This is a genomic window from Microbacterium sp. (assembly GCF_041641055.1).
In the GTDB taxonomy this organism is placed as follows: domain Bacteria; phylum Actinomycetota; class Actinomycetes; order Actinomycetales; family Microbacteriaceae; genus Microbacterium.
Map to the genome: position 1 here is coordinate 24,400 of NZ_JBEPZB010000012.1, position 21,175 is coordinate 45,574.

13 protein-coding genes and 2 pseudogenes are annotated in these 21,175 nt (G+C 65.6%); 5 read left to right on the plus strand and 10 right to left on the minus strand.

Going from position 1 to position 21,175, the window contains the following annotated elements:
* Positions 1-202: 202 nt before the first annotated feature.
* Positions 203-1,153, minus strand: a pseudogene (locus ACESK8_RS09510) (discoidin domain-containing protein); the annotation flags it as partial.
* Positions 1,154-1,537: 384 nt separating this feature from the next.
* Between ACESK8_RS09510 and ACESK8_RS09515 the strand changes: the two are divergent.
* A complete protein-coding gene (locus ACESK8_RS09515) occupies positions 1,538-2,158 on the plus strand; it encodes a hypothetical protein (RefSeq protein WP_372968367.1) in 621 nt (206 codons plus the stop codon).
* Positions 2,159-2,333: 175 nt separating this feature from the next.
* Here ACESK8_RS09515 and ACESK8_RS09520 read toward each other — a convergent pair whose 3' ends face one another.
* The 6 genes from ACESK8_RS09520 to ACESK8_RS09545 all read right to left on the minus strand — a co-directional run bounded on the left by ACESK8_RS09520 (position 2,334) and on the right by ACESK8_RS09545 (position 12,142).
* Positions 2,334-5,228 (minus strand): discoidin domain-containing protein, encoded by a 2,895-nt coding sequence (locus ACESK8_RS09520; protein ID WP_372968368.1) that lies wholly within the window; start codon positions 5,226-5,228, stop codon positions 2,334-2,336.
* Positions 5,229-5,302: 74 nt separating this feature from the next.
* The gene (locus ACESK8_RS09525; protein ID WP_372968369.1) at positions 5,303-6,340 is read right to left on the minus strand and encodes a family 43 glycosylhydrolase; all 1,038 of its coding nucleotides are present in this window, start codon (positions 6,338-6,340) and stop codon (positions 5,303-5,305) included.
* A 24-nt stretch (positions 6,341-6,364) separates the two neighbouring features.
* Positions 6,365-8,965, minus strand: a complete 2,601-nt coding sequence (locus ACESK8_RS09530) for a family 78 glycoside hydrolase catalytic domain (protein ID WP_372968370.1) — start codon at positions 8,963-8,965, stop codon at positions 6,365-6,367.
* Positions 8,966-8,968: 3 nt separating this feature from the next.
* Positions 8,969-9,871, minus strand: a complete 903-nt coding sequence (locus ACESK8_RS09535; RefSeq protein ID WP_372968371.1) for a carbohydrate ABC transporter permease — start codon at positions 9,869-9,871, stop codon at positions 8,969-8,971.
* A gap of 4 nt (positions 9,872-9,875) precedes the next feature.
* Positions 9,876-10,760, minus strand: coding sequence for a carbohydrate ABC transporter permease (locus tag ACESK8_RS09540; protein WP_372968372.1), 885 nt, complete (start codon positions 10,758-10,760; stop codon positions 9,876-9,878).
* A 65-nt stretch (positions 10,761-10,825) separates the two neighbouring features.
* Positions 10,826-12,142 (minus strand): ABC transporter substrate-binding protein, encoded by a 1,317-nt coding sequence (locus tag ACESK8_RS09545; RefSeq protein WP_372968373.1) that lies wholly within the window; start codon positions 12,140-12,142, stop codon positions 10,826-10,828.
* A 211-nt stretch (positions 12,143-12,353) separates the two neighbouring features.
* On the opposite strand from ACESK8_RS09545, the gene ACESK8_RS09550 reads away from it, so the two are divergent.
* The gene (locus ACESK8_RS09550) at positions 12,354-13,361 is read left to right on the plus strand and encodes a LacI family DNA-binding transcriptional regulator (RefSeq protein ID WP_372968374.1); all 1,008 of its coding nucleotides are present in this window, start codon (positions 12,354-12,356) and stop codon (positions 13,359-13,361) included.
* 773 nt (positions 13,362-14,134) lie between these two features.
* Here the strand turns inward: ACESK8_RS09550 and ACESK8_RS09555 are convergent.
* From ACESK8_RS09555 to ACESK8_RS09565, 3 genes are read right to left on the minus strand one after another with little or no spacing between them, the layout of a single operon-like run.
* Positions 14,135-14,767: a TetR/AcrR family transcriptional regulator gene (locus tag ACESK8_RS09555; RefSeq protein WP_372968375.1), complete on the minus strand. Its 633-nt coding sequence runs from the start codon at positions 14,765-14,767 to the stop codon at positions 14,135-14,137.
* Positions 14,768-14,779: 12 nt separating this feature from the next.
* Complete coding sequence (locus tag ACESK8_RS09560; protein ID WP_372968376.1) at positions 14,780-17,251, minus strand: glycoside hydrolase family 3 C-terminal domain-containing protein; 2,472 nt, start codon at positions 17,249-17,251, stop codon at positions 14,780-14,782.
* Positions 17,248-18,552: an MFS transporter gene (locus ACESK8_RS09565; RefSeq protein WP_372968377.1), complete on the minus strand. Its 1,305-nt coding sequence runs from the start codon at positions 18,550-18,552 to the stop codon at positions 17,248-17,250. Before ACESK8_RS09565 ends, ACESK8_RS09560 begins: the two co-directional genes overlap by 4 nt.
* Positions 18,553-18,677: 125 nt before the next feature.
* Between ACESK8_RS09565 and ACESK8_RS09570 the strand changes: the two genes are divergently transcribed.
* The 3 genes and pseudogenes from ACESK8_RS09570 (at position 18,678) to ACESK8_RS09580 (ending at position 21,137) form a co-directional block, all read left to right on the plus strand.
* Complete coding sequence (locus ACESK8_RS09570; RefSeq protein WP_372968378.1) at positions 18,678-19,442, plus strand: sulfite exporter TauE/SafE family protein; 765 nt, start codon at positions 18,678-18,680, stop codon at positions 19,440-19,442.
* Positions 19,443-19,580: 138 nt separating this feature from the next.
* Positions 19,581-19,670: pseudogene (locus tag ACESK8_RS09575) on the plus strand (CopY family transcriptional regulator); the annotation flags it as partial.
* 63 nt (positions 19,671-19,733) lie between these two features.
* Entirely contained in the window at positions 19,734-21,137 is a 1,404-nt protein-coding gene (locus tag ACESK8_RS09580; protein ID WP_372968379.1) for an MFS transporter, read from the plus strand.
* Positions 21,138-21,175 lie beyond the last annotated feature (38 nt).

A 21,175-nucleotide genomic window follows, 5' to 3' on the forward strand; every position in this document is an offset into this window, starting at 1 on the left:
CGGTCTCGCCTGCGGCGTCAGCGGTTCGGTTCGACGAGCCAGTCGATGAGGAGACCGTGACCGGCTCGGAGGGAGCGAGTCCCCAGACGTCCAGCTGCACGGTCCCCGAAGGGGCGACCATCGTGTCGCGGGGTGTTGCCTGCGGGCGCAGGAACGCGAGATCGCCGAAGACGAGGTTGAACTCCGCAACTGTCCATGAGTTCACGAAATGGCTGCTCGTCTGGGTGACACGCACGTAGCGGGCCGTCACCGGGGCGCACGTCGCGATGTCGTCACAGAGAGAGACACGGGAGGCGCCCGCGCGCAATTCCCCGTCGCGTTCGGCGACCGTGGTCCAGTTCGTGGCGTCATCCGAGACATCGACTTTCACTTTGCGGGCGAACTCGCTGGTCGCAGCCCCCGCGGCGAGATCGACCGCGTCGAAGGTGACGGGTGTTCCCGCGTCGAGTTGTATCCACTGGCCGGGCGTTTGCCCGTCGCCGGTGGTCCAGCCGGTGCCGGTGCTGCCGTCGATGAGGTTGGATGCGGGGAGCCAGCCTTGCGAGGCGGTCATCGACCATCCGTCGCGCTCGAGGAAGGTTGCGGGGCCGCGCTGGGTTGTCGGATGCGCGACGAGGTCGAACTCGGCGATGGTCCACCAGTTCAGGAAGTGCCCGCTGGTTTGAGTCACCCGGACGTAACGGGCTGACGTCTGCGTGCAGGGCGGTGTTCCCTCGCACAGTGAGATCTCCATTACGCCGTCGGTCAGCGCTCCTGAGCCACTGACGAGATGCTCCCAGTCTGTTCCGTTCTGCGAGACGGCGACCTCATAGCTGCGCGCATAGTCGTCAACCGCCGCCCCCGCCGCAAGCTCGATGGTGTCGAACTGGGTGACCTTTCCGGTGTCGACCACGACGAACTCCGGGTCTTCAGGTAGGCCCTGCTGGCTCTTGCCGGACGTCCACCCGGTCGAAAGGGAGCCGTCGATCATGTTGGCTGCCGGCGTATTGGGGTGGGAGTGCGACGCCGTGACGCTCCACCCCGTGCGGTCGAGCGTGACTTCCGAGGCTGCAGCCGCGGCTGGCGACGTGGCCACGGTCGACGCGACGAGCGCGGAGAGGGCGAGCGCGAGTGTCGCTATAGACGCCGTCACAGATTTCATTGGACTCCTCATTGAGTTCGCGTTCTCTATTGAAGCGCTTCAAGATCATCAATATAGTGAACCCAACCGGCAACGTCAATGTCGGTCGGACAACGACGTCTCACTAGGAGGAACCACATGCCCCGACCCCCATCGGCCGCCCCCATAAGCGGCCTGACCCGTCGCACGCTTCTCGGAGTCGGAGCCGCCGGACTCGCCGTAGGAGCATCCTCCCTGATCGGCGCGCCCGCAGCTCTCGCGCAAGCTCCGACGGCGGCCGCAGCCCCACCCGGTAAGGCTTGGCGCACGGTCTGGGAGGACCGTTTCCTGGGCGACCGGATCGACCCCACGAACTGGGCCGTCTACGACGGTCCGGGACAGACTGACCTCCGCGATCAACAGTGGAACGATCCCTCGATGGTCAACGTCGCAGGGGGCAGGCTGGCGCTGACTGCGCAGCCTGCGTCGAAGAACGGCTTCTCCTACATCGCTGGGACGATTTCATCGAAAGGTCGGCGTCAGGTCGGTCCGCACGGTCGCCTGACGACGCGTCAATTCCTGCATCCCGGCTACGGAGTGAGCGTCGGCGTGTGCCTTTTCGGGATGAACATCGACTCCGTGGGCTGGCCGGCTGCCGGCGAGATCGATGCCACCGAGATCGCTCTCTCACGTCCAGGCTCGCCGTTCGGATCGGCGCACGGTCCGGGTTACTCCGGAGACTCCCCGATCTCGGGAACATACTCCGGGCCTCTGTCGTCACTCGTCGGAAGGTGGGTCACCCACACGCTCGAATGGGAACCAGGGGTGCTCAGATGGGCGATTGACGGCGCGGTCTATCATGAGGCACGCGCCACAGATCCACGAGCGGTAGGCGGCTGGCCATTCGACGCACCGTTCTTCGTCGTTCTGACGATGACCGTCGGATCGTATCTCGGCGGGGCCATCGATACGCGGACGTGGCCGAAGGGGGCGAGCGGCGTGAAAACCGCTCGCGCCGAGTTCGACTTCATTCGCTTTGAGCAACTGGTCGACGCATGACCAAAGTGCACCCCGGAGTTGAAGCGCTTCATATGGGTGCCGTGTGACTGACCCCGACCAGGCCCTCGGACCTGGGCGTGAAGCGACACTGCGTTCGTCAATGTGAACGCTTCCGGACCACCGGTAGTCGCCCTCGAGGTTCTTGAGATCGAGGGCGACTACTCGGCCGGCTGGCTCAGTCGGTCAGCACATTCACCATGCCGAGCGACCACCAGTGACCGGCATCCGCCCCGGTGCTGTGGATGTTGATGTAGCGAGCGGTGCGCGTCGCGAACAGCGCGTTCACCACGCCGTACCCGTCGCCGGCAGCGACCTTGGTCCACGTGTTCTTGTCCGCGGAGACGTACACCTCGTATCCGCGGGGGAAGTCCCCGCCGCCGTTGTCCGGCCCGCCCGACTGGATCAGTTGCACGCCCTTGAACGTGCGGCTCGCCCCGAGATCGATCTCGAACCATTCGTTGCCTGTCTGAGCCTGTCCGGATTGCCAGCGCGACTCCAACCACTGGTCAACTGCGAGTGGGGCGGACGCCCCGTTCGCGAAGGCCGATGCGCTCCAGCCGGTGTGCGAGAGGCTGGACCACCCGACGCCGGAGGTCGTGGTGCGCGCACCGTTGGAGACTCTCGCCTCCGCCACGCTCCACCAGTAGGTGCTCAACGCTGTGGTCAGCTGGATGCGCACGTACCGTGCGGTTCGTGTGCCTAGGGCGATCTGTGTGACGTGGGATGTGCCGCTGCCCGTGGCGACCGGGGTGCCCCAGGTGACGCCGTCGGCGGAGACGTAGGCGGCGTACCCGCGCGGGTAGTCTCCGGACCATTGCCCTGCGTCCAGCTCGATGGCCGTGATGGTCTTCGTGGTTCCGAGATCGAAGGTGAGGCTCTGACCTGACGCCTGAGCGGCGCCCGTCGTCCAGCGCGTCTGGGCGGATCCGTCCCATGCGGATGACGCCGTCGTACCGTCTCCCGATGCCGAGGCCGTCACCGATCCGGCCTCGCGAGGCAGGAGACCGGACCGACTGTTGTAGACGCTGACCTCTCCGATGGTCCACCATCTGCTGGCCGCCCCGGTGAGGCTGATCCGCAGATATCTCGCAGTCGTCGATGTGAACGCGATGTTCGTGAATGACGACGTCCCCGACCCTGTCGCGACGGGGCCGCTCCACGTGGTTCCGTTGGTCGATGTCTGCACGGAGTATGTCCCCGGGGAGTCCGTCGGGAAGGCGATCTGGTTCAGGGACACCTGATCGAAGGTGCGGCTCGCGCCGAGGTCGACGGTGAAGGACTGGCCGGATGCTTGATCCGTTCCGCTCATCCAGCGAGTGCGGGGGTTGGCGTCGATGGCCTGCGTCGCGGTGAAGGCATCCTGCGTGTTCGACGCGGAGGCGGTCCATCCCTGCTTGCTGAGGGCGTTGCCCGTGGTCGGGGTGTACACGTAGGTCGCGATGGTGTCGCCGGGGATGGTGTCGGTGAATTCCCCGTCCGGCGTGGCGATGCGGATGGACGCCGCCGCGGTGGCGAGCTGGGTCGTGTTGTAACGCGCCGGGTTCGAGTCGGGCAGCCCCGTCGCATCCGGCCGGTTCGCGACGATCACGACGATGGTGCCGTCGGGATTCTGGAAGGCGACGTTAGAGACGGTTCCCATCCGGTCGGTGCTGTCGATCCGCTTCGCGCCGAGCTGGATGTTCCGGGAGAACTGGCCCCATGCGTAGTACCAGCCGTTGAGGTCGTACTGCGTGGGATCGCCCATCTTCGGCGAGATCACCGAGGGTGTGTCGGCATCCGGGTCGTTGGGGTTGACCTTGCGGTCCATCCACCAGCTGGGACCGGCGTTGCAGAGGACGAGAGCGCTCGTGTCGTCGTCGATGGCGTCGCACTGGGTGTATTCGAACATGGTGGCCCAGCCGGAGTAGCTGCTGACGCCTCCTCGGAAGAATTCGATGAGCTTGTTCGCGCCCTGCGTGATCTCGGTCATGTGCTGCGTCTTGCTCGGGTACTGCGCGGTGACGGCGTTCGGTTGCCACATGGTCGTGCTGTCGTAGTTGTGGAAGGCGATGCCGTCCACGGCGGCGTTGGCCGCGGGGTCACCCAGGAGAGCGTCCACGTAGCTGAACGTGTCGCCGGTCAGGTTGGCGTCCATGCCCCAGATCTTCGAGGTGATGCCCGCCGCGGTGAACTTCTGCTTGAGCACCTTGGCGAAGTCCTGCATCTGCCCCGGCGTGAAGCAGGTGGTCGGGTACGGCATCTGGATGTCGGGCTCGTTCTGCAGCGTGACGGCGTAGATCGGAAGCCCCTGGGCGGCGTACGCCTGGATGTACTTGACGTAGTAGTCGGCGAGCACCGGGTAGTAGTCGTTCGCGGAGCCGGTGTTGTTGGGACCTGTGTTGCCGTGCTGGACGCGCGGCTCGGTGCCGTCCGTCGCGCAGTGGCCGAAGACGCCGGCCGGGCCGGTGATGCTGTTGTTCGTCTTCATCCAGGCCGGTGGCGACCACAGAGACGCATAGAACCTGACCTCGGGGTTGATCTGCTGCATGCGCTGCATGATGGCGATCTTGCCGTCGGAGATGTCTCTGGCGATGCTGAAGGAGCTGAGCGTCGGGTCGGCAACCCCGCCGTTGTCGGCGTAGGTCCAAAAGCCCGTGGTCTTCGCGGTGCGGCAGAAGTCGGCGCACCCGATGGTGGTGCGCCAGAGGTTCATGTTGTTGCCGTTCGCCCGGCTGACCAGAGCCTGCAGGGCGGACTCGCGGTTCGCCGTGCTCAGCCGGCCCAGGTGATAGACGGTGGTGTCCTCGAGGGACGAGCCCCACCCGTCATACGACTGGTACGACACCGACGGGTCCACGTTGATGGTCATGGCCGAGCTGTTCGTCATCGGCGCGAGCTGCTTCGATGTCTGCGGCGTCAGCCTGTAGTTCCCCTCGTCGACGTTGTACGAGGTGTACGTGACAGCCACGGACCCGCCGGCGCCCGTCGCTGCGGACGCGGATTGCTCATGGATCGGATGCAGGGTGAGGGCCAGCAGCGCGGCGGTGGCGACAGTGGCCAGTCCTCCGCGAACGAGAGTGGCGTGGGGCATGGCAAGCTCCTTTGCTTGTCAGTGGGGTGGATGAGTTCGGCCCGGCACCCATGAGGGTTCCGGGCCGGAGTGGTTCAGTCGAAGTCTTCGACTCGCCATTCGTCGAGCCACTCGATGACCGGGCGGTCGCCGTCGAAGCGGATCGGCAGCCAGACGTAATCGGCGATGGATGAGTCGACGTCGGCGAACTCCTCCATCGGCTCGTCGCTGTCGCGCCCGGGTGCGAAGTGCTCGATGAAGGCCTGCTGTGCGCGGTCGCCGTGGTCGAGGTATCGCGGCAGCCAGCGGTCGGCGATGGCGATGTAGAGGTCCTTCTTTTCGGGGTGGCGGAACACGGAGGAGATCTGCGAGTGGAAGGACGTGCGCGAGTCATCGGACGGGTGTAGGTCGCCCAGCACGTCGAAGGGCCCGTGATAGGACGCCGACACGGCGGACTCCGAAGGGTTCGGGTAGTAGCCGGTGGTGCCGGAGGTGAGCAGGTAGTGCTTCCGGTTCCGGGCGAAGTGCGCGGGGGCCTCGCGCACGAACGGGGGCTGCGGCTGCGGGAAGTGGGTCGAGTAGTACCCGGTGACGTCGGTGTAGTCGCTCGTCAGGTCTGCGCAGATCATCTCGGAGTGCACGCGTTCGAAGTAGTAGTACGCCTTGCCGTCATGCGGGTCGACGACGAGGTCGAAGTCCCCTGCCGACATGTCGAGGGGTCGCAGCCAGGTGCGCACGATCTCGTACGGACCCAGGATGCTGTCGGATGTGAGGACGGTCGACCGCTGGATGGAGCCCTTGGTCATGACTTTGAGCCAGGCGACGTACTTCTTCGTCTCGGCGTTGTAGATGATGTGGGGGCGGTCGAGGAGCTGGTGAGGGTGCAGCGGTGATTCCTCGTCGTGCTCGTCCGGCGGGATGATGAGGCCGCGGTCCTCCCAGTTGTAGAGGTCCGTGGAGGAATAGCAGCGGACACCCCAGTGCCAGATGCCGCTGCCAGGGGCGGAGTGCTCCTTGTTCTCCCCGTACCAGTAGTGGACGCCGTCCACGGTGATGATCGAGCCGCCGTGGGCGTGGATCCGCTCACCTTTGGTGTCGAGCCAGACCTGGCCGGGCTTGATGGAGTTCTGCATGGATGTCATTTCTGTGAGGGGTTGTCAGGCGTCGACGGTCTCGGGACGACGCCAGCCGAAGAAGGGAGCGTCCGGGTCGTCCTCGACGGCGCGGAAGGTCGTGCGGAAGGTGTGCTCGCCCGGCCCGACCGGGATCTGCTCGCCGGATTCCGGGAGGACGACGACTCCGGTGGCGGCGGGCGGGACGGTGGCGGTGATGATCAGCTCGGACCCGACGCGCTCCCATCGCACCTCCGCCGTACCGGTGACGGCGTCGAATCGGGCGCTCGCGTGTGTGAGACCGCCGCCGGGGAGGGGCGCGAATCGGATGCGCCGCCAGCCCGGCCCGTCACTGGCGAGACCGGCGACGCCGCGATGCAGGAAGTCCGCGACGGCTCCGAGCGCGTAGTGGTTGAACGAGGTCATGTCGCCCGGGTTGATCGACCCGTCGGGCAGCATGCTGTCCCAGCGTTCCCAGATCGTCGTGGCCCCCATGCTGACCGGATACAGCCACGACGGCAGCTCCTCCTGGAGGAGCAGATGGTAGGCGTAGTCCGAGCTCCCGGCGAGGACGAGGGCGTCGCAGATGATGGGTGTTCCCACGAACCCGGTGGAGATGTGGAAGCCTCCCTGACCCACGAGCTCGAGGAGCCTCTCCCCCGCGCGCGCCGCCTGGCCCGCCTCTGCGAACAGATCGAAGACGAGGGCTACGGCGACGGACGTGACGGTGTCGCTGACGACGCGTCCATTGGCGCTCAGGTACTCGTCCTGGAAGGCCTTGGTCGCACGCGCGGCGATATCGCGGTACCGTCGCTCGTCATCGACGTGTCCGAGAAGTTCCGCGGTGTCCGCGACGATCCGTGCTGTGCGCACGTGATAGGCCGTCGCCACGAGGTACTTGTCGGTGTGCGACTTCCCCGGATCCTCCGGGGGCGCTGTCGGGTCGAGCCAGTCACCCAGCTGGAAGCCGGTGTTCCAGAGGCCGGTGTGCTCCGTGAGCTCGTCGATGAGATCGACCCAGGCCCGCATGCTCGCGAACTGCTCGGCGAGGATGTGGGGGTCGCCGTCGTTGAGGTACATCTCCCAAGGGACGATCACCGCCGCATCCCCCCACGCTGCGGTGGGGAAGTTCGGGAACCCGCATTCCACCCAGGGGACGAACTGTGGCACGTGTCCCTGGTCGGCCTGTTCGTGCGCGAGGTCGCGCAACCACCCGGTGAGGGTGCCGTGGGCGGCGAACAGACGCAACGCCGTCGGGGCGAACACCTGGATGTCACCGGTCCATCCGACGCGTTCGTCGCGCTGGGGGCAGTCGGTCGGGAGGTCGACGAAGTTGTCGCGCATGCTCCAGGTGACGTTCGAGTGGAGCTTGTTCAGCCCGTCGTGCGATGAGTGGAACCATGCGGTGCGGCGCATGCCGGTGTGAACGACCACCGCCTCGACGTCGCCGTCCTCGAGGTCGCCCGGCCAGTTCTCGAGTTCCGCGTATTGGAACCCGTGGACCGTGAACCGCGGCGTGTACGTCTCGACTCCGGTGCCTGCGGCCGTGAACGCGTCCACCGAGGTCGCGGCACGCAGGGGCCTGGTTCCGAGCTCGCCGTCCTCGATCACCTCGGCGTGGTGCAGTCGCACGGTGTGTCCGGCTTCGGCGCGAAGGCTGATGCGGAGGACGCCGGAGATGTTCTGCCCGAAGTTCAAGCGGATCCGCCCACTCGGCATCCGCTCGACGCTGACCGGCCGGAGCATCTCGGTGGCTCGGACCGGCTGTGCGGTGGGCGCTTCGATTCGCGCGGGGAACGATGCTCGCGGCAACACGTGCGCGGGCTCCCACGACCCGGCGTCGAATCCCGGCCCCGACCATCCCTCCGGGTGCAGTCGCGCGTCGAAGTCCTCCCCCTCGTAGAGCCCGACGGCCGTGATTGCGGACGGCGCCCAGTTCCATTCCAGAGGCACGATGTGATGGTCGCCGGAGGTATCGGTGATCTCGAGCTGGGCGAGCAGGGCGACATCCGTCCCGTAGATGTCCCAGACCCCGCCGTCGAAGCCAATGTGCCCGCGGTACCAGCCGTCTGCGAGCCAGGCACCCAGTACGTTCTCGCCGGCCTGCAGGGCGTCGGTGACGTCATGGGTCTGGTACCGGAGGCGGTGGGAGTAGCTCGTCCATCCGGGTGCGAGGATGTCATCGCCAACCCGGTCGCCGTTCATCTCGAGTTCGTAGACACCGTGTCCGGTGACGTAGAGGCGAGCGTGGCGGATGCGTTCCGGAGCGATCTCGCTGTGGAACGCCGCGCGAAGAAGGAACGCGGGGCGGGGAGCATCTCGTGGCGCCTCGAGCGACGGGGAGACGAAGTCGACCTTCCAGTCGTCGCCGATCCCCCCTTCGACCCGCAGTTCTGTCAAGAGGCTGCCGTCGTCGGCGACGATGGCCAAGCGGCCACCCTGGCGAGGGGAGAGTGCGGTGAACGGCCACGGCACGGTGGTTGTCGTCTCGATGACCTCCTGTTCACATCGCCCGTCGTCCTGGGTGAACCGGAGCGTGAACGGCCCGGGGGTGTCGGCGATGAACGAGATGCGCGGTGCTGCTTCGGCGATCCCGATGGTGCTGGCGCCTCGGCGGTTCTCGAGCCAGAGTTCGGTGTTGGTCATGGTTCAGCCCTTCACCGATCCGGCGGTCAGGCCTTTCATGACCTGCTGATTGAGGAAGACGTAGATGAGCAGGGTGCCCAGCACGTTGACGGAGATGGCGGCGAAGGTCGGCCCGTACTGGACGGCGCCGTACTCGCCGGTGAAGTTGAGCAGGCCGACCTGGATGGTGCGCAGGTCACTGCTGTTGGTGAAGGTGAGTGCGATGAGCAGGTCGTTCCAGAGGAAGAAGAACTGCACGAGGCCGATGGTGAACAGTGCGTTCTTCACCAGCGGCAGGCCGATGGAGAAGAAGGATCGGAAGATCGAGGCGCCGTCGAGTGTGGATGCTTCGAAGATCTCGCGAGGGACCGAGCGGAAGAACGTGGCCATCATGAAGACGGTGAGCGGCATTCCCAGTGCGACGTAGGTGATGATGAGCGGCCAGAGCGTCCCGGTCATGTTGGTGCGGAAGTAGATCGTGAACAGCGGCAGCAGGATCATCTGCGCCGGCACCATGATCCCCGCGAGGAAGAGCAGCAGCACCGTGCCCCGGCCCTTCCATACCATGACCTCGAGCGCGAACCCAGCGGCGGTGCCGAAGACCAGGATGATGGCGAGCGACGGGAAGACGGCGATGAGGCTGTTGACGATGTACTTGCCGAACTCGCCCGTCGTGAAGACCTCGATGTAGTTGACGATGTCCCACGACTGGGGCAGCGCCCAGAACGGCTCGTTGAGGAACTCGCTCTGCGTCTTGAAGGAGCCGAGGAGCATCCAGAGGATCGGGTAGATCTCGACGATGAGGAGCACGGCGATGATGAGCCGGACAGGGAGTCGGCGGAAGAAGTCGCCGACTCCCCGACGGTTCGGCTCGACCACCCGACGAGCGGGCGGGGTGCTGGTGACGATGGCGGTGGTGGCGCTCACTGGTTCAGTCCTTCGTGAGGTCGCGGCGGGTGGAGCGGAAGATGAACACCGTGAACAGCAGGCACAGGATCGTCAGCATCAGCGCGATGGTGCTGCCGTACCCGTAGTCGCCGTAGGCGAAGGATGTCCGGAACATGTACAGGGTCAGCGGTGTCGTGGCGTTGCCCGGCCCACCGTTCGTCAGAGCGACGACGGTGTCGAACACCTTGAGCGTGCCGTTGATGCTGAAGATGATCGAGGAGAGCAGCACCGGCAGCGACAGGGGCAGAACGATGGTGCGGATGAGCTTCCAGCCTGCGGCGCCGTCGATGCGGGCCGACTCGATGAGCTCGTCCGGGATGTCGACGAGACCGGCGTAGAGCAGAACGGCGTAGAAGCCCATGGACCGCCACAGGTCCATAGCGATGATGACCCAGAACGAGGCGTCGGGGGTTCCGAACCAGTCGAGGTTGCCTCCGCCGAGGATGCCGAGGAAGGAGTTCACCGGCCCGACTGTCGGTGCCGCCTCGAACAGCCGCTGGAACAGCAGCGCGACCGCAACGGTGGGGAGGACCACGGGGAAGAACACGATGGTGCGGATGAGTCCGGATCCCTTGCGGAGCCAGAACACGTACATCAGGGAGAGCAGGTATCCGGCGATGACCTGCAACGCCGTGAGGATGAGGGCATACCTCAACGTGAAGAAGATCGCGTCCCATGCTGCGGGGTCCTGGAAGAATTTGGTGAAGTTGTCGATCCCGTTGAAGGTGAATCCGGTGATCGGGTTGCCGTCCTGGACCGTGTAGAACAGCGACCACACGATGGGGACGAGCATGACGAGCGAGTAGACGAGCAGCGCGGGTCCGAGGAGGACGAAGATGGCGCGCTTGTCACCGAGGACTTTGTGCATGGTGGTTCTCCTGATGCGACGAGCAGATGTTCCGGGGCGGGCGCGTCGCGCCCGCCCCGGAGGTGTCAGCCTTCGTCGTTGGCTGCCTGGACGAGCTGCATGAATTCCTCGCCCGAGAGGGTGCCGTTGGCGAGACCGGCTCCGTTGTTCTGGCTGATGCCCGTCGCCTTCGGCGAGAACAGAGCCTCGAACCAGAGCACGCTCGACGGTGCGTTCGCAATCTCCTCCTGGACGAGCTGCGTCGTGGCCGGCAGGTCGGCCGGCGCGTTGTCGACGACGAATCCGGAGACGACGCCGCTGTCGTTCAGCGCGACGTCCCCGTACCCCTGAGCGATGCACTCGAGCCATGCGGCCGCGTTATCGTCGTAGTTCTTCTCCGAGAACATGACGGGGATCCCGACGTTCGCCGGGATCTGGTCGATGCTGCCCGCTCCGCCTTCGACGGCCGGGAACCGTGCGAAGCCGATGTTGTCAGCGCCGATCTGGTTCTGCTCCTCGTCGTTGAAGTTCGCCAGCGCCCAGCTGCCCATGTAGAAGAAGGCGGCCTTGCCGGTGAGGAAGAGATTCATCGACGCGTTGTAGTCGACAGAACCGACGGCGTCGCCGAAGTACCCTGCCTTGCCGAGCTCGGCGACCGCGTCGGCCGCCTCGACGTACTCGGGGTCGGTGAGCTTCGCCTCGCCGTCGGCGACCTTCTGCAGCGCGTCCGGTCCGAGCAGTCGCACGATGTAGTCGCCGACGAGTCGGGTGACGGGCCAGCCGTCCTTGCCCGCGGTGGCGAAGGGCTGGACGCCGGCGGACTGCAGCGTGGACGCGGCGTCGACGAGGTCGTCCCAGGTCTCGGGTGCTTCGATGCCGTTGGCCTCGAGGAGCTCCTTGTTGTACCAGAAGCCTTCGATGTTGAACTCGGTCGGGAGCGCGTAGAGGTCGCCGTCGCCGTAGAGCGCCTTGATGGTGGATTCCGCAGCCGGAAGGAGGCGATCCGAGACGCCGAGATCGTCGAGGGCGGTGGAGAGGTTCAGCACCTTGCCACCGTCGATGAACTCTTTCATGAGGGCGGGCGTGCCCGCCGCCATCTGCATGTCCGAAAGGCCATCCTGGCTGGCGAGCAGCTGGAGCTGCTGGTCCCACTGTGTGCCGGAGATGTCGTCGTCCTTCAGCGGGGCGGCGTCGTTGGCTGCCTTGCACTGGTCGCCGGCGAGCGTCTCCAGGGTTGAGATGATGGTCGTGTTCTCGGTTTGGCCGAGGTAGGTGAAGTCTCCGTCCGAGCCTCCGGACGCGTTACCCTCCGCGGGCCCGCACGCTGAGAGCGCGAGTGCGCCGACGCCCAGCAGGGCGACGGCGGGGATGAGGCGCCGAGCGCGCCATGATGCTGTGGTCACTATTCCTCCTTGAATGCGACGCTCCTTTTGAAGCGCTTCACAAGCAAGATGCCAGAACAGCGGGCAAATTGCAACACACGTTCTCGACCGTTATTGAATCGCTTCATTGCCCGCTTGCATGCACTAGAGTTCTCGAAGATCATGACCGGCTCGACGATGGAGAGGGGTACGGATGACGGATTCGACCCTACAGGGACGGTCTCTGCCGAGCATGGCCGATGTCGCCTCGCATGCAGGGGTCGCCATCGGCACGGTATCGAACGTCCTCAATAACCCGAGCAAGGTTCGCGAGACCACCCGAAGACGAGTGTTCGCCTCCATTGCGGAACTCGGCTACGTGCGCAACGATGCTGCGCGGTCCCTTGCAGCCGGGAGCAGCACATCGGTCGGCCTGGTGGTCGCCGATCTCGGAAACTCATTCTTCGTCGACATCGCTCGCGGCGTCGAGCAAGTGATGCGGCGACGGGGCATGGATGTTCTCATCGTCAACAGCGACGTCGAACCCACTCGCGAGGTGCACAACCTCGAGCTTCTCGACCGCTCACGCGTTGCCGGCATCATCCTCGCCCCGCTGGACACGTCCTTGGCCAAGTCCTCCGTTCTGCCTACGCGGTCCACTCCAACCGTTCTGGTCAACTACGAGTCCCCCACGCTCACTTACTCGGGCGTGCAAGTGGATGAGGCGCATGGCGGAATGCTGGCTGCGGAGCACCTCCTGACGCTCGGACGCAGACGCCTGCTCTTCGTCGGCGGCCCTCTGTTCCTCACGGCGATTCAGCGCCGGTGGGAGGGAGTAGCACGAGCCGTATCCGCGGTCTCCGATGCGTCGGTGGCGCTCGAGGAAACCCGAGGCCTCAACATCCGCCACGGTAGAGAACTGGCCAAGCGCATCGTCGCTATGGGACCGGGCACGTACGACGGGATCATCGCCGCATCCGATCTCTTGGCCATCGGCCTCGTGCAGGTCCTCAACGAAGTCCCGGGCTTCGCGGTCCCCTCCGACGTCGCCGTCACCGGCTATGACAACAACCACTTCGCGTCGGAGAGCTCCATTCCGGTTTCAACCATCGCTCAGCCGGGCGAGGAGATGGGCAGCACCGCCGCGGATCTGCTCCTCGAGCTCATCGAAAAGCCGCAGACGCAAACACGCACCGTTACCCTCGCTCCGCGCCTCATCCCCCGCACATCGACTCTTGGCCCCGCCTGGCACCGTGACTAGGAAGTGGCTCCAGGCCGCAGGCGATTGAGAGCGCCGCGAGGGTCTGGGACGCTGCCCGCCCCGGGCGCCTCCAGCACGGCCACATCGCAGCTGACGGCGCGACGTGACGGTCGACGCGTGGCTAGTCTTGAATCAGACGCGCGTGGGGGTGACTCCGGACGCCAGGACATGCAGACGCTGACTGGATGAACCGGCCGCGACGAGCAATCGGTGTCCGCCAGATCGTGGCGCGGCACGCGCTGGCCCAGGCCGCAGGCCCCCGGGTGGCCGTTTTCTTCTAGAGTTCCCAGAGGCCGCGCTCAACGGCGGGCGGCTCCCGAGGGCCGCAGTCGAGGATCGCCGACCGCCGACATGTCTGCGCGCAGGTGTTGCGACGGGAACCTGGTTGCCCCACGAAGGGGCGGGGGCAACCAGCCCGGCTCTCGAGTGCCGTCGCCAAAGAGCGCTGCGACGAGGTGCGCGCCCCTCATGGAGCCGCCGGCGACGACGGCATCTGCCGCTGCCCCGCGAAGCACGAGCGGGCCGCCGTGCACGTGCGCGGGCGGGGTGGCCCCGGGGTCAGCGTGCCGAGCACGAAGAGAATGTGGGAGAGGAGCTGACTGACGCCGACTGACAGAGCACGTCGTGTAAGCGACAGCCGGCGACCGGAGAGGACCACGCACACCGCCAGCGATAGGCTCCAGAGCACGGCGATGTCCAGTGCGCCGGGCATCTGACCGCCGTCGGAGACGTGCCCGGCGACGGGCCTACATCCAGGACGCCCTGACGGGACGCTACCGAGCCCAGCTCGTTTTCAACGTGTCGACGTGCGCCCGAACATTTTCGACCATCGAAACACTGTCCGGGTCGAGAACCCACTGCTGTTGAATGCCGTCAAGCACGGCGGCCGTCGATTGGACAACAAGCTGCGTAGGCGCTTCTTGCCGAATCGTCCTGGAGGCCTTGCCGTGCTCTACGGCGTCCGACAACCAGGAGCGCATGCTCGCGTAGTGTCGCCTGATCCACTCATGTCCCGGGTGAGCTGACGCGGTCGCCTCCGCAGAGATGCGAACGAACAACTGCACCCACTGCGGCCTCGTCGAGTTGTGCGCGGCGAGAGCGACAAGAGCATCGAAAGCGTCCCATCCCAGCGGCGGTTCACCGTCGCCGAACAGAAACTCGCTATCCGAGCGCTCCTGCTCATCAAGAACTGCGCTCAGAAGAGCGGCCTTCGATGGGAAATGATGCAGGAGCCCGCTCTGCGAGACACCAGCTTCGACGGCGACTGCAGCGATGGACATCTTGTGGAACCCATTCGCGGAGATATGTGCTGCAGCGACCTGGATCGCACGTTGTCTGGTGCGCTCCCCGTCGCGTTGCGGCGCGGGCTTCTCGTGTGGCGCTGCATACTGCGAGGGGAAGGACACGCGAGTTCAACCTCAGATCGTTCGGACGGCGCTGCGAGGCGCCGACTGTTCAGGGGCTCCCGGGGAAACCAGGTCCAGGGTACCCCGCACATCTCCTAGGTTTCGGCCAACTAGGATTTTCCCCTCATCAAGTGCGACCCATGCGTCAGCATGGCTGTCCCAACGGCGCTGCAGGCGAACATCGCACTCGACATCAACGTGCGCTTCTGCGCCCGGCCCGAGCTCGACCTGGGACCAGCCGATAAGCCGGGTAGGCTGCGCCGCGTCTGCGGGTTGCAAGTACACCTGCACGGTCTCACGCCCGTCGAAGTCGCCGGCATTGCGAACCGTGACTGCCACTCGGGTGACCTCGCCACCTTCAGAGAGTTCGGTCACGCCCGGCTCCGTGTACTCCCACCTGGTGTACCCGAGCCCGTGGCCGAACCAGTACGCCGGAGTGTGGCCCTGCGCAAACCAACCGCGATGACCGACGAAGGTGCCCTCTGTGTAAGGGAGGTCCCCGCCTGCCGGAGTGGTGGTCCACGCCGGCCCTTCTCCGTCTGCTTGCGGAAAGGTGGTGACAAGTCGCCCCTCGGGGAGGATGTCGCCGAGCAACGCCGCAGCGACGGCGTGCCCGGCCTCCTGCCCAGGAAGGCCGACGAACAGGATGGCGTCGACGAGATTCGCCCACGGCATCAGGACCGGTGTAGCGGCGTTGACGATGACGACCGTGCGTTTTGCTTGTCCGGCCACAGCGGCGACGAGGGCATCCTGGTGACCCGGCAGGGCGAGGGTGGTCTTGTCCTGACCTTCCGTCTCCTGATCGGGCGTGTTACCGACCACGACGATGGCGGTGTCGGCTGCGGCCGCTGCGGTGACGGCACGGCTGATTGTGACCGCCGGGCTGCGACGTGCTTCCGCGACCACGAGCCCGAGTATCCGCTGCAGGTCGGTTCTCTCCGCGGTGGCGACAATGAGGTCTCCTGGGTTGACCTTCATTGTGAAGGCTTGGCTTCGCGGCCGGAAAAACCCACCGCCGGGGCCCTTATGAAAGGGGATCTCGAACGTCTCCTCGCGGTTGGCAATGTCAACGTGCCACCGTCCCGGGCCACGTACCCCGACCTGCAGTTCAGTGGGCCCGGCCAGCTGCAGCCGCGCGCTGAGTTCGATCCGTGCAGCATCCGCGAGCCATCCGGTTCTGCTGTCTTCAAGCTCGGCGACGTCCAAGTGGCGGTCGTGCACGACGACTCCCGCATCGTTGAAAACGCGCACTCGAACACCGGGAGCTCCGGTCGTCGGGTGGCTGACACGGCTGGGCGGCGCGGCGGGTAGGACGATGCGCGTCTCCACTCCGTCGGTGACGCTCACGTTGTCCGCACCGAAGCCGGCACGGATGCCGTCAGCGATACTGACGACGTGCGGGGGACGCACCTGCGCGGACCCTCCGCCCTGCGCGATGGTGTCGATACCGTGCCGTCCGATCACGGCGATGCTTCCACTATCGGCACCGAGCGGAAGGGTCTGGTTCTCGTTCTTCAGTACCACCATGCCGCGTGCGGCGACGTCTATGAGCTTCGCGGCACGAGCCCCGCTCGACGGGGCCGGGAGACCCTTCTCCCAGGTTCGCTTCTCACCGAAAGCGCCGACACGCGAAGCGAGGCGCAGGATTCTCCGCAGGTGTTCATCGATGACGGACTCCGCCACGGCACCGGAGCGGACTTCGTCCGCAAGCGACTTCGACCATGGCGTCACCGGCCCCGGCATGACCAGGTCCAGTCCTGCGGTGACGCTGTCCACACAGGATCCTGTCGCGAACCAGTCGGAGACGACAACCCCGTCGTAGCCCCACTCTTCTTTCACCACGCCGTTCAGCAGGGCGCTGTGCTCGGTGGACGGCGTGCCGTTGACCTTGTTGTACGCGGCCATGAGCGTCCACGGGTTCGAGTCCTCAAGGACGATCTGGAAAGGCGCGAGGTATACCTCCCTCAGCGCCTGGTCGCTCATCACCGCGTTGACGGTCGTGCGCTCGGTTTCCGATTCGTTGCCCAGGAAGTGCTTCAGGCTGGCCCCGATTCCCCTGCGCTGCAGGCCGCGCACGTAAGCTGCGGCCAGGCGCCCGGTGAGGAGAGGGTCTTCGCTAAAGGCTTCGAACAGGCGCCCGCCCAGCGGGGTCCGGTGAAGGTTGATGGTGGGCCCTAGAACGACGTGCGTTTCCTGGTCGATGGCCTCCTCGGCGAGGAGGTTTCCGACGTCGTCCAGAGTCTGCGTGTTCCATGTCTGAGCGAGAAGGCTGGCATTCGGGAGCAAGCAGCTTTCCCGTCCGCCTACGACCACCTCTCCGCGTACACCCGTCGGGCCGTCAGAAAGGACCACCGGGTCCAAGCCGATGGTGTCGTCCCCCGCGAGAGCGAAGAAGGCACCTCCGGACAGCAACCGGATCTTCCCGTCGAGGCTGAGGGCTGCGATAGCCTCATCGATCTGAGAGTCGAGGTTCGGGTCTGTCACTTGGAGCCTTTCACGGGCAGGATCAGTGCGGCACCGACGACCGCGACAATGGCGGCGATGATGAGCATAAGGTCGTAATTCTGGCCCGCACCGATTCCGATGAGGAATGCGGAGACGGCAGGTGCGAGCACCTGCGGACCGGCCATGGCGATGTTGAACACGCCGAGGTCTTTGGCGGCGTTGTCCGGATTCGGCAGGACGTCGATGACCAGCGCCAAATCCACGGCGACGTAGATGCCGAATCCGATGCCGAGGACGACCTCAGCCCAGAAGAAAGCAGTGGGTTCGCTGGCATGAACGAGCAGATATGTTCCTGCCGCGAAGATGAGCGCGGACGCGACGATGAAGGGCTTGCGACGCTTCGTCTTGTCCGACAGCCACCCGGCCAACTGCCCCGCCACCACGAGAGAAATCGTGTAGCAGAGCACACCGGTGGCCATGATTCCGGCCGCGGTGGGAGCATCCAGGCCGAACTCGTGCTGGATCCACAACAGGCGAAAGGTGACAAACATGAAGTTGGCGAGCACCAATAGGAATCGCGACGCCCAGGTGAGCGCGAAGTCCGGGTGGCGCAGCGGGTTCACCCAGAAAGTCATAAGAATCGTGCGCAGCCCGCCTTCACTATAAGGACGATGCGGGAGCTCCTTGTCAGGAAGGACCACGGCATAGAGCACGGTGAGCGCGGCCCCGATGATTCCCGGGATGAGCAAGAGCAGAAGGATGTTCGAGCTGAGGAATTGCGCGGCATAGGCAGCGCCGAGCGTCGCCGCCTGCTGGGCAACACCGATGGCGCCGCTGACCTTACCTCGCTGCATGGGCGGAAGCTGGTCTGCGATGGTTGCCGTGTGTGCGCTGACCGCGGCGTTGGCGAGCGTCTGCGCAAGAACCCATCCGACACCGACAACGAACGCGTTCGGGGCGACCCCGATGATGACGAGAGCGAGGACGACACCGACCGAGCCGATGACGAGCCAGGGGCGGCGCCTGCCCCAACGTCCCGTGGTGCGGTCGCTGAGTCGGCCGAAGATCGGATCGAACAAGAGGGCAGCCAATGCCCCGATGGAGGTGATGATGCCGAGCGTCCCGACAACCTGGTCCGGAGGCATCAGCTCTTGAAGCTTGAGCGCAAGTCCGGCGGTAAGCGGGGTAAGCAGGGTGAGCATGATCCCAAGGCGCGCCGCGATCATCGCGGAGATCACCTTCCACGTTGCGCGTTGCGTGGGTGCGGGAATCAAGGGTGCATCCGCCATCTCAGCGGCGCGCGCGACTGTGCCCGCAATAGGGCGTTCGGCGTTGGACACGTGGTCTCCTCTTTGAGTTCTGTACCGACCGAGCACTCGGTCGGTACACTGATGGTAGGCCAGCACTCGCTCGAGGTCAACCACGACCGGTCCGACTTACGCGCGAGCAACAGAGGAGTACCCGCATGATCTACGCCGTTGCAGCCCTCGGCGCCCTCGTCGGCGCGGTTACCGGCCTCGTCGGAGCTGGCGGCGGCATCATCGCCGTCCCCTCCTTGGTCTATATCGCCGGCGTTCCGCTACCGACCGCCGTATCGACTTCGCTCATCATGGGCGCCCTCGCCCCGCTCGGGGCGATCATCCCCCGGCTTCGGGGAGGAGTGGACTGGCGAACAGCTGGCGCAGTCGTTCTCAGCGGCATACCTGCAGCGTTCGCGGGCACATTCGCTGGGTCCCTTCTGCCGGATGAGATCGTGCTCGTCAGCTTCGCCGCTCTGATGCTGGTCGCGGGCGCACAGATGCTCCGGGGCCGCCACGCTGGTGGCAAGGAACACCCTGTGCGCCCGCGACTGTGGACATTGCGCGCCCTGGGCGTCGGCGTCGCTGTCGGGTTTCTCACCGGCCTGCTGGGCGTGGGTGGGGGGTTCATCACCGTCCCCGCACTCGTCGCCCTCCTGGGGCTCCCTCTGAGATTGGCTATCGGAACATCGCTGGTCGTGACCGTGGTGAACGCCTTGGCTGGTATCGCGGCGCATGCGTCGGTCACTCAACCCGACTGGGCTATCGCCCTTGCGTTCGGAATTCCATCTGTCATCGTCGCTTTCGCCAGTGGCCTCGTCGCACGCCGCCTCCCTGAGCGGGTTCTTCGCGTCTGCTTCGCCACCCTGGTCCTATTGGCAGGTGTCGGCACCGCGATGCAGGCAGTCCTCGGAATCATGACTGCGGCCTAGTAGCGGGACCAACCTCCGACTTCTTCACTCGTTTCGCATCGGCGTTGCAGAGTACCCCCTAGGGGTATCGTGTTACCCTCGGTGCGTATACCCACCCGGGGTATAAGGATAGAACATGCCAACCGTCAAGTTCGAAGCGTTGTCGATGCGGCACGTGCAGGCGGACCGAAAGCAGACAGAAAGCTCAAAGAAGCATCCGACGCCATCGCCCGGCTCGTGCGTTCCTAAACGCACCTTCGTCGATCACCACAACACCCACATGGCTACTCACCTAACCCCTCTGACACCGAAATGACACACGCCTCCACAACCCGCCCCCACCCCGCAGCCCTGCCGGTCATCGCCACCGCCCAGCTGATGCTGGTCCTGGACGACACCATCGCGAACATCGCCCTCCCTGCTATTGCGGAAGAGTTCACCCTCGCACCGGCCGCTCTCCCATGGGTCATCAACGCCTACATCCTCGTGTTCGGTGGACTGCTGCTGCTTGGCGGAAAGCTTGGCGACGTTCTCGGACGCCGCCGAGTCCTCGTCATCGGCCTAGCCGTGTTCACCGCCGCGTCAGCCGTTGCCGGGCTGGGCTGGAGCGGCGAAGCGCTCATCACCGCTCGTGCCATTCAAGGGTTGGGGGCGGCATTCGCCGCCCCCAACCTGCTCGCCCTCATCGCCGCCGCCTTCGACGACGGTCCCGCGCGCAACAAGGCGCTCGCGGTCTACGGCGCCATGTCGGGCCTGGGAATTGTCGGCGGTGTACTCCTCGGAGGACTCCTGGCCTCCGCACTGGGATGGCGCTCGGTGTTCCTTATCAACATCCCCGTCGGCGTCGCTCTTCTTATCGGCACCCGGGTGCTCGCCCCCTCACCCCCTCACCGCCAGAGAGTCGACTTCCCCAGCGCCATCATCGGAACTCTCGGCCTCGTCGCAATGGTCTTCGCCATCACTCAGGCGAGCGAACGGGGCTGGGCCGCGCCGCTTGTCCTCATCTCGGCCTTCACCGGCATCGGCCTCCTCACCGGGTTCGTCATCATGCAACGCACGCGCACGCAACCGATGCTTCCGCTCGGCATCTTCCACGACGTCAGCCGAAGCGTTTCCTACGTCGTGGTTCTCTTCATCGGTGCGGGCCTTATGGGCACGTTCTATCTGTTGACCCTGTATTTCCAGAACGTCGCGGGGATGGGCCAGATGTTGACGGGTCTGGCGTTCTTGCCGTTCAGCTTCGGAGTCATCATCGCCAGCATCATCGGCGGCAAGCTCGCTGAGCGACTGCCCGCCCGCCTCATCGCCGCCACGGGTCTCGTCATTGCTTCGGGAGGCCTGTTCTGGCTGGCCGCCATCACCCCGGACACGGCGTACTTCCCCCACATTGCCATCGCTCTGTTCCTCGCCGCGCTCGGCCTGGGCGCCGCCTTCGTCGTCCTGACACTGACGGCCGTCCGCGACCTCCCCGCCGGCACGACTGGCGTCGGATCATCCCTGGTGAATAGCGCACAGCAGATCGGCGCCGCCCTCGGCCTCGCTGTTTTCACCGCTGCGTCAGCGGCAGGAGCTGCCGCCAGCTCGCAAGGTGGAGCGCTCACGCCGACGGAGACGGGCACCGGAACGGCGTTCATTGTCGCCGCCGCACTGATGCTCGCCGGATCCGTCATCGTCGGCGTCGGCGTGCGCACCCCGCGAACACCGGCGCTCCCGTAGAAAAGAAGGTGCCCGGTCGGGCGGGGAAACCGACCGGG

What these genes read in the sequence shown, in the direction of transcription:
- ACESK8_RS09550 (WP_372968374.1), top strand. Translation starts at nt 12,354, where the DNA reads ATGGCCGATGTCGCCTCGCATGCAGGGGTCGCCATCGGCACGGTATCG.
- ACESK8_RS09580 (WP_372968379.1), top strand. Translation starts at nt 19,734, where the DNA reads ATGACACACGCCTCCACAACCCGCCCCCACCCCGCAGCCCTGCCGGTC.
- ACESK8_RS09540 (WP_372968372.1), bottom strand. Translation starts at nt 10,760, where the DNA reads ATGCACAAAGTCCTCGGTGACAAGCGCGCCATCTTCGTCCTCCTCGGA.
- ACESK8_RS09525 (WP_372968369.1), bottom strand. Translation starts at nt 6,340, where the DNA reads ATGCAGAACTCCATCAAGCCCGGCCAGGTCTGGCTCGACACCAAAGGT.
- ACESK8_RS09515 (WP_372968367.1), top strand. Translation starts at nt 1,538, where the DNA reads ATGGTCAACGTCGCAGGGGGCAGGCTGGCGCTGACTGCGCAGCCTGCG.
- ACESK8_RS09530 (WP_372968370.1), bottom strand. Translation starts at nt 8,965, where the DNA reads ATGACCAACACCGAACTCTGGCTCGAGAACCGCCGAGGCGCCAGCACC.
- ACESK8_RS09570 (WP_372968378.1), top strand. Translation starts at nt 18,678, where the DNA reads ATGATCTACGCCGTTGCAGCCCTCGGCGCCCTCGTCGGCGCGGTTACC.
- ACESK8_RS09520 (WP_372968368.1), bottom strand. Translation starts at nt 5,228, where the DNA reads ATGCCCCACGCCACTCTCGTTCGCGGAGGACTGGCCACTGTCGCCACC.